The following is a 12,138-nucleotide window of genomic DNA, read 5'->3' as shown; positions in this document are numbered from 1 at the left end:
ATTGATGTCCCTTCTTCTGACGCGGCAAACCGCCCCCTTGCTGCTGGTCCAGCGCCGCCTGCCCTGGGGCCTGGCCGGCCTGTTGCTGCTGGCCTTCGGCGTGGTGCCGGTGCTGGGCAACGACTATTGGCTCAACGCGATCCTGATTCCGTTCCTGGTGCTGTCCCTGGCCGGGCTCGGGCTCAACCTGCTGACCGGCTACACCGGCCAGACCTCGGTGGGCGCCGCCGGCTTCATGGCCGTGGGGGCCTTTGCCACCTACGGTATTCTGCTGCGCCTGCCGCAGCTGGGGCTGCCCCTGGCCCTGCTCGGCGGCGGCCTGATCAGCGCCCTGGTGGGCTGGCTGTTCGGCCTGCCCAGCTCGCGGATCAAGGGTTTCTACCTGATGGTCAGCACCCTGGCGGCGCAGTTCTTCCTGGAGTGGCTGTTCGTCAAGTTTCCCTGGTTCTACAACTACGGTTCCTCGGGCACCATTTCGGCGCCGCAGTTGAGCCTGCTGGGCCATGACCTGAACCACCCCCAGGGGCGCTACCTGCTGACCCTGGTGACGGTGCTGCTGTTGACCTGGGTCGCGCAGAACCTGGTGCACAGCCAGGTCGGGCGCAACTGGATGGCGATCCGCGACATGGACACCGCCGCCGCGGTGATCGGCATCCCGGTGGCCCGCTACAAACGCCAGGCGTTTGCCGTCAGCTCGTTCTACCTGGGCATCGCCGGTGCGCTGTGGGCCTTCGCCTACCTGGGTACCGCCAGCGCCAGCAGCTTCGATATCAATCGTTCGTTCCAGATCCTCTTCATCATCATTATCGGCGGCATGGGCAGCGTGGCCGGCAACTTCGTCGGCGCGGCCTTCATCAGCCTGTTGCCGATTCTCCTCAGCCATGCCGGGCAGGTACTGCTGGGCGGGGCGGTGGACGCCGGGCAGTTGCAGAACCTGCAGAAAATCATTTTCGGCGTGCTGATCATCCTGTTCCTGATCAAGGAACCCGAGGGCCTGATCCGCTTGCTGGGCAACTTGCGCGAGCGCCTGCGGCACTGGCCGCTGCGCTTCTGAATTCCTCCTCCCAGAACAGAGAGACAACATGCGTGCATCCTTGAAAGCTTCCCTGGCCGGCGCGGCGTTGCTGCTGGCGGCGGCCGTTGCCCCGGCAGCCCAGGCCGGGCCGGACCAGCAGTTCTTCCCCCTGGCCACCTACCGCGTCGGCGCCTATGCCTCCAGCGGGGTGCAGGTGTGGGCCGGGATGATCGACTACCTGAACTACATCAACCAGGTGGAGGGCGGCATCAACGGGGTCAAGCTGGTGTGGCAGGAGTGCGAGACCGAGTGGACCGCCGAGAAGGGCATCGAGTGCTACGAGCGCTTCAAGAACGGCCTGGATGGCGCACCGGTGGCGGTCTACCAGCCCAACGGCGCACCGGCGGCCTATGCCCTGAGTGAGCGTGCCGAGGTGGACAAAATCCCGCTGATCACCCTGGGCTACGGCCGCACCGAAGCCACCGACGGCACGGTGTTCCCCTACAACTTCCCGGTGATGCTGACCTTCTACAGCGAGGCCTCGACCCTGGTGAACTACATCGCCCAGCGCGAGGGCGGGTTCGACCGGCTCAAGGGCAAGAAGATCGCCACGCTTTATCACGACTCCGCCTATGGCCGGGAAACCCTCGGGCCGCTCAAGCTGCTGGCCGAGAAGTACGGTTTCGAGAACATCCAGATTCCGGTGGCCGACCCGGGCAACGAGCAGTCGGCGCAATGGCGGCAGATCCGCCAGCAGAACCCGGACTGGGTGTTCCTGCGCACCTGGGGCGTGTCCACCCCGGTGGCGGTGAAGACCGCCGCGCGCTTCGGCTTCCCGGTGGACCACATCATCGGCGATATCTGGGCCAGCTCCAGCGAAGACGTGCTGCCGGCCGGCGCCGCGGCCAAGGGCTACCTGGCGCTGACGCCCTACCCGGCGGGCAGTGACTTCGAGATCCACAAGCGCCTCAAGCAGTACATCCTCGATACCGGCAAGAGCGACCTCAAGGACCTGAAGAATTTCGGCAGCGTGTACTACAACTCCGGCCTGGTGAACGCGGCGGTGGCGGTGGAGGCGATCCGGACCGCCCAGGGCAAGTTCGGCAAGCGCCCGCTCAATGGCGAGGAAGGGCGCTGGGGCCTGGAACACCTGAACATCGACGACGCCCGGCTCAAGGACATGGGTTACCTGGGGCTGATGCAGAACCTCAAGCTGTCCTGCCGCGATCACGAAGGCGGTGGCGCGGCCCGGGTGCAGCAATGGGACGGCGCCAACTGGACCCTGATCAGCGAGTGGATTGCCGCCGACCGCGCGCTGCTACGGCCGCTGATCGACGAAAAGGCCGCGGCCTTTGCCAAGGAGAAGCGCCTGGTGCCCCGTACATGCAACGAGGGTGACTGAACCATGAGCCACAGCGCCACGGCCGCGACGGCCGAGACCTTGCTGCAGGTACAGGACATCGAGGTGATCTACGACGGCGTGATCCTGGCGCTGGCCGGGGTATCTTTGAGCGTGCCCCGGGGGGCCATCGTCGCCTTGCTGGGGGCCAACGGCGCCGGCAAGAGCACCACCCTCAAGGCCATTTCCGGGCTGGTGCGGGCCGAGCGTGCCGAGCTCAGCCGCGGCGCCATCGCCTTTGCCGGGCAGGACCTGGCCGGGGTCGACCCCAGCCAGCGGGTGCGCCATGGCATGGTGCATGTGCTGGAAGGGCGCCACGTCTTCCCCCAGTTGACGGTGGAAGACAACCTGCGCGCCGGCGGCTTTGTCCGTGGCCTGGGCCGGCGCCAGCTGGAACAGGACCTGGAGCGTATCTACAGCTGGTTTCCGCGGCTGCTGACCAAGCGCCGGGTGCGCGCCGGGCTGACCTCCGGTGGCGAGCAGCAGATGCTGGCCATCGGCCGGGCGTTGATGACTCGTCCTACTTTGGTACTGCTGGATGAACCGTCCATGGGCCTTGCGCCTATTATCGTCCAGGAGATTTTCCAGATCGTCGCCCAGCTCAATCGCGAGGCGGGGGTGAGCTTTCTGATCGCCGAGCAAAGCATTAATCTGGCGCTCAAGTACGCTTCCCATGCCTACCTGCTGGACACCGGCCGCGTGGCCTTGTCCGGCAGCGCCGAGCAACTGCTGGCCCGGGGCGACCTGCAGGATTTCTACCTGGGCAAACACTGACCGTGAGCATTCCATGAGCCAAACCCACACCGGACAGGCAACCCCTGCCACCCGTGATGCGCCAATCCTGATTGTCGGCGGCGGCCTCAGCGGCGCCTTGCTGGCCGCCCAGTTGCTGCGCCTGCCGGGCCAGCGACGGATCCTGGTCATAGAACCGCGCAGCGAGCTGGGGCGCGGCGAGGCCTACAGCGCCGTGGAGCTGGGGCACACCCTCAATGGCAACGCCGCGCGCATGAGCGTCGACCCGGACAACGCCGACGACCTGACCCAATGGCTGGCCCGGCACATTGCCGAGGGCGGCTGGCCCGAGTCGGACCGCCAGCATGTGCCAGTCAGCGAACTGTTTCCGCCCCGCGGGATGTTTGGTGTCTACGTCCAGCAGCGCCTGGCCGAGGCCCAGGTGCAGGGCCGGGCGCAGGGCTCCTCGTTGAACCATGTGCAGGGCGAGGCGGTGGACCTGGAAACCGGCCCTGACGGCGTGCTACTGACCCTGGCCGATGGCCGGCAACTGCCCGGCGCGGTGGCGGTGCTGGCCACCGGCATGTTCCCGGCGGCGCGTACCCCGCAGACCCGCTCCAGCGGCCTGAATGCCGCGGCGCTGGACCCCTGGGATGTGGCGGCCATGGCCCGCCTCGATCCCCGGGCGACGGTGCTGATCATCGGCTCCGGGCTGACCATGGTGGACGCCGTGGTGTCCCTGGAGCAGGCCGGGCATCGTGGGCCGATCGAGGTGTTTTCCCGGCATGGGCTGCTGCCGCACGTGCGCCGCCAGCCCCCGGCCTGGGAAGACTTTCTCGGCGCCGACCCGAGCATCCGCAGCCCTCGGCAACTGCTGCGGGCGCTGCGCCAGCAATGCCGCGCGGCCGAGGCCCAGGGCATCGACTGGCAGGCCCCGCTGGACACGGTGCGGGTGCATATAGGGCGCCTGTGGAGCCAGGCCAGCGAGGTGCACAAACGCCAGTTCGTGCGCCATGTACGGCCCTGGTGGGAAAGCCATCACCATCGCTCGCCGCCCCTGAGCGCCGAGCTGGTGGCGCGCTTGCATGAAGAAGGGCGGTTGCGGATTCATGCCGCTTGCTACCAGGGCCTGGAGCCGGGCGACGAAGGCCGGCTGGCGATCCGCCTGCGCTACCGCGGCAGCCAGGACAGCGTGCGCATGGCGGGCGATGCCCTGATCAACTCCAGCGGCATCGAATACGACTGGCGCCGGGTGGCGCGGCCCTTGCCGCGCCAGCTGCTGGCCCGCGGCCTGGTGACACCCGGGCCTTTGGCCCTGGGCATCAGCGCCGCACCCGATGGTGCCGTGCACAACGCCCAGGGCCAGGCCTGCGAGCGCCTGTTCGCCATGGGGCCGCCCTTGCGTGGCCTGTGGTGGGAAAGCACCGCCGTCACCGACGTCGCCCTGCAGGCCAAGGCCCTGGCCGCGCGCCTGGCCAACCACCAACCGTAGGCGCTGGCTTGCCAGCGAAGGCGCCCGCAAGATCGCCTTCGCCGGCAAGCCGGCTCCTACAGTGCCACCCAGCGCTGTTCGGCGGCGGCAGTGCGGATCGCCGCGGCCAGGCGCTCCACTTCCCAGGCTTCAGCGAAATCCGTGCCGTCCCGGCCCTGGCCGCACAGGGCCATGATCAATTCGTGAACTTCCAGGGTCTTGAGTTCGTTGTAGCCCAGCTGGTGCCCCGGGGCCGGGCTGAAGGCCGCGTAGCCGGGCAGGGCGGGCCCGGCCAGCAGGCGCTGGAAACCCTTCTGGCCGACCCGGTACAGGCGCAGTTCGTTGAGGCGTTCCTGGTCGAACGCCAGGGTGCCGAGGGTGCCGCTGATCTCGAAGCTCAGGTGGTTCTTGTAACCATGCTTGATCCAGCTGCTGCTCAGCGTGCCCCGCGCGCCATTGGCAAAGCGCAGCAGGGCATGGGCCTGGTCATCCACGGCGATGGCGCGGCGTTCCTGGCTGCCGGCTTCGGTGGGGCGTTGCAGGTGCACGGTCTGGGTATCGGCGCACACCGCCTGCACCGGCCCCATGAGAAAGCGTGCCATGGCCAGCAGGTGGCTGCCCAGGTCCGCCAGGGCGCCGCCGGCGTGCTGCGGCTCGCAACGCCAGGACCAGGGGGCATCCGGGTCGGCCATGAAGTCTTCGCTGAACTCGCCCTGGAAACTCACCAGTTGCCCCAGTTCGCCGTTGCCGATCATGTCCCTGGCCTGGGCGATCACCGGGTTGTGCTGGTAGTTGTAGCCCACCCGGGTCACCACCCCGGCGGCCTGGGCCGCGTGGTGCATCTGCCGGGCCTGTTCGACGCTGACCGCCAGGGGCTTTTCGCAGTACACCGCCTTGCCTGCGGCCAGCGCCGCCATGGCCATGGGGAAGTGCAGGTGGTTGGGGGTGGTGATGGCCACCAGGTTGACCCGGGGGTTGGCCACCAGGGCCTGCCAGTCGGCATGGGCCTGGGCAAAGCCCCAGGCGCCGGCGCAGTGTTCGCCGCGCTGGGCGTCGGCGTCGGCCAGGGCCGCCAGGTGCAGGCGCACCGGCAATTCGAAGACCGCGCCGGCACTGCGAAACGCCAGGGCGTGGGCACGCCCCATGAAACCGGTGCCGATCAAACCAATGCCGAGCTCGTCCATAACCGCACCTGCAGAATTATTGTTCTAGGGAAGGCTGGTTATGGAATAAATATTCTTTAATTGCAATTGGTGGAATTAAAATTTTGAAAGACGCCTGTAGGAGCCGGCTCGCCGGCGAAAAGGGCCGCCTGAGTTGCGCCGGGCTCAAGGCCCTCTTCGCTGGCCAGCCAGCTCCTGCGGGAAATGAAAAAGGCAGCCCGGAGGCTGCCTTTGTTGTGGTGCAAGCGGGCCTCAGGAGAGGAAGCCGCCGTCCACATTGAGCGAGACACCCGTGGTGTAGCTGGAGGCGTCGCTGGCCAGGTAGAGCACCGCGCCGGCCATTTCGCTGGGGTCGGCCACGCGCTTGAGGGGGATCTGCGCCAGGGCGGTCTTGAGGATGGCGTCGTTCTTGACCAGGGCCGAGGCGAACTTGGTATCGGTCAGGCCCGGCAGCAGGGCGTTGCAGCGGATGCCGAACTGCGCGCATTCCTTGGCGAAGACCTTGGTCATGTTGATCACCGCGGCCTTGGTCACCGAGTAGATGCCCTGGAAGATCCCCGGCGAGATGCCGTTGATCGAGGCCACGTTGATGATGCTGCCGCCGCCGTTTTCGCGCATCAGCTTGCCGGCTTCCACCGACATGAAGAAGTAGCCGCGGATGTTGACGTCGACGGTCTTCTGGAAGGCCCCCAGGTCAGTGTCCAGGACGTTGCAGAACTGCGGATTGGTCGCGGCGTTGTTGACCAGGATGTCCAGGCGCCCGAACTGTTCGCGAATGCCGGCGAAGACTTGGCTGATCTGCTCCATTTCACCGATGTGGCAGGCAATGGCGGTGGCCTTGCCGCCGGCGGCGATGATCGCGTCGGCTACGTGCTGGCAACCTTCGAGCTTGCGGCTCGACACGATGACATGGGCGCCTTGCTGGGCCAGCAACTTGGCAATGGCCTCACCGATGCCGCGGCTGGCGCCGGAGACGAATGCGATCTTGCCGTCGAGGTCGAACAACTGAGTCTTGGACATGGTTTTTCCTTGTTTGGGCTGTCGAGCGCCGGGGCGCGGTCAGAGGCTGGATTTGTGAATGACCTGCAGGCTCATCTGCTCCAGCAGTTTGTTCATGTGAATGAACTGCGCGAAGCGTTTGTCCTGGGTCTGGCCATGATAGAAGCGGTAGTAGATCTGCTGCACGATGCCGGCCAGGCGGAACAGGCCGTAGGTGTAGTAGAAGTCGAAGTTGCCGATTTCGATTCCCGCGCGCTCGGCGTAGTAGTCGACGAACTGCTGGCGGGTGAGCATGCCCGGGGCGTTGCTCGGCTGGCGGCGCATCAGTTGCACCGGCGCCGGGTCGCCGGCCTCGATCCAGTAGGCCAGGGTGTTGCCCAGGTCCATCAGCGGGTCGCCCAGGGTGGTCAGTTCCCAGTCCAGCACGCCGATGATCTGCATCGGGTTCTGTGGGTCGAGGATCACGTTGTCGAAGCGGTAGTCGTTGTGCACGATGCTAGAGGTCGGGTGGTCGGCGGGCATCTTCTCGTTGAGCCAGGCCTTGACCTTTTCCCAGTGCGGTGCGTCCGGGGTCAGGGCCTTCTCGTAGCGGTCGCTCCAGCCCTTGATCTGGCGCTGCACATAGCCTTCGGGCTTGCCCAGGTCACCCAGGCCGCAGGCGCTGTAGTCGACCCGGTGCAGCTCGACGAAACGATCGATGAAGCTCTTGCACAGGGCCTCGGTCTGGCCGGCATCCAGGCCCAGCTCCGGCGGCAGGTCGGAGCGCAGGATGATGCCCTTGACCCGTTCCATGACATAGAACTCGGCGCCGATCACCGACTCGTCGGTGCAGTGCACGTAGGCTTTGGGGCAGTAGGGGAAACCGTCCTTGAGCTGGTTGAGAATGCGGAACTCGCGGCCCATGTCGTGGGCCGACTTGGCCTTGTGGCCGAAGGGCGGGCGACGCAGGACAAACTCCTGCCCGGGGTATTCCAGCAGGTAGGTGAGGTTCGAGGCACCGCCCGGGAACTGGCTGATCTGCGGCGTACCGCTCAGGCCGGGAATGTGCGCCTTGAGGTACGGGTCGATCAGGTTGGCATCGAGTTCCTCGCCTGAGCGAGTGCGGGTGGACTGGTCTGTAAGCGCCATGCTTATCCCTTCTGCTTATTCTGGAGGCCAGAGATTATTGGCTAATCTAATGCGCCTACCGGCCCCTCACAATCGCGGCGGGCCTTTATAGGTGCGCGTGTTGCCGGACAATCATTGCTTTTGATACAAGCGTTTGAATTTAGCCCCGTGTGTCTACGACCCGATGAGACCAAGCCCCCGCAGGAACCATGCAGGCACAGAGGTTGTCCGCCCCACGAGCATAGGCGTTGACTCGGGGCTGGGTCAGTTCGGTGCCGGCAGGGCCAGCGGGGTCAGCAGTGGCCGGCCTTCGAAGTGGGCCAGCAGGTTCTGGCCGACCATCGCCACGGTATCGCGGCTGGCCTGGGGCGAAAGGCCGGCGACGTGGGGCGTGAGCACCACGTTGTCGAGCACCTTGAGGGCGTCCGGGACTTGCGGCTCGTCATCGAACACGTCCAGGGCCGCGCCGGCAATCCGCCGCTGCTGCAGGGCCTGCAGCAGGGTGTTGGTGTCCACCACGCTGGCCCGGGCGATGTTCACCAGGAAACCTTCGGGGCCAAGGGCTTCCAGCACCGGCTGGTCCACCAGGTGCCGGGTGTCGGCGCCGCCCGGGGTGGCGATCACCAGGACGTCCGAGTCCCGGGCCAGTTCCACCAGGGTCGGGCAGAAGCGGTAGGGCTGGTCGGGGCGTGGCTGGCGGCTGTGGTAGCTCACCGGCATGTCGAAGCCCAGGGCGCAGCGCCGGGCGATGGCCTGGCCCACGGCGCCGAGGCCGAGCACCCCCAGGCGCATGCCGGCCAGGGACGGGCGCAGCACCTTCGGCCAGTCCCCCTGGCGTACCGCGGCGTCGGACTGGGGAATGCCGCGCACCAGGGCCAGCAGCAGGGCCAGGGCATGATCGGCCACGGACGAGGCGTTGACCCCGGCACCATTGGTTACCGCGATCCCGCGATTGCTCGCCGCTTGCAGGTCCACTTGCTCATAGCCGGCGCCGATCACGCAGATGATCTGCAATCGGGGCAGGGCGGCGATTTCCGCCGCGCTCAGCCCCAGGGGGCCACGGGTCAGCACCGCATCGATCTGCCCGGCGTGGTCCCGGATCGCCTGGGCCCGGGTCTGTGGAGTGGGTGCCAGGATCAGCCTGAAACCCAGGTCTTCGAGGTGCGGCAGGTAGGCGTTGACGTTTTCAACCAGGACCAGAACGGTGGCGCGCATGGCGGACTCCTCGTGGGTTAGCGGGGCAGGGGTTGGCGCAATTGAAAGATGTTGCCTTCCGGGTCGATGCCGTCGCAGGCCCGGGCGTCCTTGAATTGCCATTCGCGCTCGGCCTCGTACACCCGGCCACCGGCCTTGGCAGCGCGCTGCCGGGCCCGGGCCAGGTCGTCTACCTGGAACAGCGGCTTGCAGGCGCAATCGCTGCGGGGCAGCGGCGGTTCCTGCACGACGATGCGCGCAGCAATCGCTGGCGGCACCTGGACCAGGGTCAGCTCGAAGCCCTGGTGGGCCAGTTGCTGGTAGTCGGCTTGCTGTTCGGTGATGGGCCAGCCCAGCAGTTCGGCATAGAAGCGGGCGAGGGAAGGTGGATCAAGGCTGTAGAGGAGGCAGCCGGCGATCGTCGTGGCGCTCATGGAGGGTTCCATACGGGCAGGGGCGAAGGCTCAAGGGTGCGGGTTGCGAGGGATTTTGGCAATGCTCGCCGGCACCGTTCCCGGGGGCATCACGCCATGTTCGGCGTGCCCGGGGCGGTGTGGGAACGATGGGGTCAGAAGGTTACGTCGGCGGTCGTGGCCAGGCGCACGAAGGGGCCGTTCAGGGTGGCGTTATGGTGGGCGATGATGGTTCTTGCCCCGATCAGCGGCGTGTCCATGCAGGTGTGGGCGTCCTCTACCAGCACGGCGGCAAAGCCCAGGTCGCCGGCGGCGCGGCAGGTGGTATCGACGCAGTACTGGGTCTTCATGCCGACGATCACCAGTTCATTGACCTGGGCCTCCTGCAGGCGCTCGGCCAGCCCTGTGCCGACAAAGCAACTGGGGCGGGTCTTGTCCAGTACGCAGTCCAGCTCTTCATCCACTTCCAGAGTCGGCAGCAGTTGCCAGAAGGGGCTGCCAGCGGCAATCGGGGATTCGGCGGGGCCGGTATGGCGCACGGCGAAGATCGGCGCTCCGGCCTGGCGGGCACGGCGGATCAGTTGGTTGATGTTTTCCAGGACCTGCTCGCGCTTGTAGGGCTTGTCCGGTCCATTGAACAACCCGACCTGCATGTCGATCACCAGCAGGGCACGCTTGGCGTTGGATAAAGGCATCTTGTCTCTCCTTGTAGTGCCAGCTGGACGGAGAAACAAAAGGCCCCGTCCATTGCTGGCGGGGCCTTGGTTCTACTGTGCTTGTGTCATCCCGCACAGCCACCACACGACCCGCCGGAGGCAGTCGTGGTGGTGGAGGTAGGGTTCAGCGCGTAGATATTCATGGGGTCCGATCATGCCGCCTGCCCGTGAGGCTTGTCAACGCGGCCCGCTAGGGGCCGGCTTGCCGGCGAATGGCGTCTTCAGGCGGGCGCCTTTCGCTGGCAAGCCAGCTCCTGCGGAACCCGGATTGAGCGGGAGAGGGCCGGACCAGACGCTTTCCCATCAAACGAAAAAATACCTGCAGCGCATAAACCGTTCCTCAGCTGAGTCTATGCAGCGCCCTTGGAATCCCGGACAATCGCGCCCCCTCTTTTCGCTCGGGCACTGCCTGTCGGGTACTCCGATACGCCCGGGTGAATGGCAAACGACCGGAATGTGGAGATCCCACCGGATGAATGATCAGGCCAACAGCGTTGATCAACGCTTTGAAACCGCGGCCCCAGCGACCCTGACCCGCTGGAACCGCCAAGACACCACCTGGATGCTCGGCCTGTTTGGCACGGCCATCGGTGCCGGTACCCTGTTTCTGCCCATCAATGCCGGCATCGGCGGTTTCTGGCCGCTGTTGATCCTGGCGCTGCTGGCCTTCCCCATGACCTTCTATGCACACCGCGGCCTGACCCGCTTCGTGCTTTCCGGGCGTGACGGTGCGGACATCACTGACGTGGTGGAAGAGCATTTCGGGCTCACCGCCGGTGCCCTGATCACTTTGCTGTACTTTTTGGCGATCTTCCCGATCCTGCTGATCTACAGCGTGGCCCTGACCAACACCGTCGACAGCTTCATGACCAACCAACTGCACATCGCGCCGCCACCGCGGGCGATCCTGGCCCTGGTGCTGATCTTCGGCCTGCTGGTGGTGGTGCGTTGCGGCGAGCAGGTGATCGTCAAGGCCATGAGCCTGATGGTCTACCCGTTCATCGTGGCCCTGCTGTTCCTCGCGGTGTTCCTGATCCCGCACTGGAATGGCGGCATCCTCGCCACCGTCAGCGATGTCCCGGCGCCTTCGGCCTTCCTGCATACCCTGTGGCTGGCGATTCCGGTGATGGTCTTCTCGTTCAACCATTCGCCGATCATCTCGGCCTTTGCCGTGGACCAGAAGCGCCGCTATGGCGTCCACGCCGAAGAGCGCAGCTCGCAGATTCTCTCCCGCGCCCACCTGCTGATGGTGGGCATGGTGCTGTTCTTCGTCTTCAGCTGCGTACTGACCCTGAACCCGGCGCAGCTGGCGGAAGCCAAGGCGCAGAACCTGTCGATCCTGTCCTACCTGGCCAACCATTTCCAGAATCCGACCATCGCCTTCGCCGCGCCGTTGATTGCCTTCGTGGCCATCGCCAAGTCCTTCCTGGGCCACTACATCGGTGCCAGCGAAGGCCTCAAGGGCCTGATCGGCAAGAGCGGCCGGCGCCCGGGCACGAAAACCCTGGACCGCGTCACCGCCGCCTTCATGCTGGTGATCTGCTGGGCCGTGGCCACCCTCAACCCGAGCATCCTGACGATGATCGAGACCATGGGCGGCCCGGTGATCGCGGCGATCCTGTTCCTGATGCCGATGTACGCCATCCGCAAGGTGCCGGCCATGGCCCGCTACCGCGGCCAGGCTTCCAACGTCTTCGTGACCCTGGTGGGCCTGGTGGCCATTACTGCCCTGGTGTACTCCCTGGCGTCCTGACAGCCTCCCGGCGCTTTCCGGTAGGAGCCGGCTTGCCGGCGAAGAGGCCCGCAAGCCAACTGCAAGGTGCGCGGACGCCTCCCTGGCGAACCCGCTGCTGCACACAACGCCGTCGGTACTTCACTGTACCGGCGGCGTTGTCGTTCAAGGCATTGATCAGGATTGTTTGCTGCCTT

At 66.1% G+C, this 12,138-nt stretch carries 11 protein-coding genes; 5 read left to right on the top strand and 6 right to left on the bottom strand.

Translation table 11 applies throughout. The annotated features are described in order from the left end of the window. Nucleotides 1-4 precede the first annotated feature (4 nt). Genes M2395_RS07825 through M2395_RS07810 form a run of 4 tightly spaced genes read left to right on the top strand, consistent with a single transcriptional unit; the run spans nt 5 to nt 4,638 of the window. Nucleotides 5-1,054: a branched-chain amino acid ABC transporter permease gene (locus M2395_RS07825; protein ID WP_123431041.1), complete on the top strand. Its 1,050-nt coding sequence runs from the start codon at nt 5-7 to the stop codon at nt 1,052-1,054. A 28-nt stretch (nt 1,055-1,082) separates the two neighbouring features. Continuing rightward, nucleotides 1,083-2,417 carry an ABC transporter substrate-binding protein gene (locus M2395_RS07820; RefSeq protein ID WP_011060918.1) on the top strand — a complete coding sequence of 445 codons (1,335 nt, stop codon included), beginning with the start codon at nt 1,083-1,085 and terminating at the stop codon, nt 2,415-2,417. Between the two features lie 3 nt (nt 2,418-2,420). Then, nucleotides 2,421-3,188, top strand: coding sequence for an ABC transporter ATP-binding protein (locus tag M2395_RS07815; RefSeq protein WP_123430921.1), 768 nt, complete (start codon nt 2,421-2,423; stop codon nt 3,186-3,188). A gap of 13 nt (nt 3,189-3,201) precedes the next feature. Continuing rightward, complete coding sequence (locus M2395_RS07810) at nt 3,202-4,638, top strand: FAD/NAD(P)-binding protein (RefSeq protein ID WP_123430920.1); 1,437 nt, start codon at nt 3,202-3,204, stop codon at nt 4,636-4,638. Nucleotides 4,639-4,694: 56 nt separating this feature from the next. Here M2395_RS07810 and M2395_RS07805 read toward each other — a convergent pair whose 3' ends face one another. From M2395_RS07805 to M2395_RS07780, 6 genes are all read right to left on the bottom strand, one after another. Then, nucleotides 4,695-5,801, bottom strand: a complete 1,107-nt coding sequence (locus M2395_RS07805; protein WP_011060921.1) for a Gfo/Idh/MocA family protein — start codon at nt 5,799-5,801, stop codon at nt 4,695-4,697. 231 nt (nt 5,802-6,032) lie between these two features. Continuing rightward, complete coding sequence (locus M2395_RS07800; protein WP_011060922.1) at nt 6,033-6,800, bottom strand: SDR family oxidoreductase; 768 nt, start codon at nt 6,798-6,800, stop codon at nt 6,033-6,035. Nucleotides 6,801-6,839: 39 nt separating this feature from the next. Further along, nucleotides 6,840-7,907, bottom strand: coding sequence for a phosphotransferase family protein (locus tag M2395_RS07795; protein ID WP_011060923.1), 1,068 nt, complete (start codon nt 7,905-7,907; stop codon nt 6,840-6,842). Nucleotides 7,908-8,150: 243 nt separating this feature from the next. Continuing rightward, complete coding sequence (locus M2395_RS07790; protein ID WP_123430919.1) at nt 8,151-9,101, bottom strand: 2-hydroxyacid dehydrogenase; 951 nt, start codon at nt 9,099-9,101, stop codon at nt 8,151-8,153. A gap of 17 nt (nt 9,102-9,118) precedes the next feature. Then, a complete protein-coding gene (locus tag M2395_RS07785) occupies nt 9,119-9,514 on the bottom strand; it encodes a VOC family protein (protein WP_041752190.1) in 396 nt (131 codons plus the stop codon). A gap of 134 nt (nt 9,515-9,648) precedes the next feature. Further along, complete coding sequence (locus M2395_RS07780; RefSeq protein WP_123430918.1) at nt 9,649-10,188, bottom strand: cysteine hydrolase family protein; 540 nt, start codon at nt 10,186-10,188, stop codon at nt 9,649-9,651. A gap of 493 nt (nt 10,189-10,681) precedes the next feature. Between M2395_RS07780 and M2395_RS07775 the strand changes: the two genes are divergently transcribed. Further along, a complete protein-coding gene (locus M2395_RS07775; RefSeq protein ID WP_011060927.1) occupies nt 10,682-11,962 on the top strand; it encodes a serine/threonine transporter in 1,281 nt (426 codons plus the stop codon). Nucleotides 11,963-12,138 lie beyond the last annotated feature (176 nt).

The sequence above is a fragment of the Pseudomonas sp. BIGb0176 genome, from assembly GCF_024810175.1.
GTDB classification, from domain to species: domain Bacteria; phylum Pseudomonadota; class Gammaproteobacteria; order Pseudomonadales; family Pseudomonadaceae; genus Aquipseudomonas; species Aquipseudomonas protegens.
Note: the sequence above shows the minus strand (reverse complement) of the source record. Positions and strands in the feature narration are given on the sequence as shown.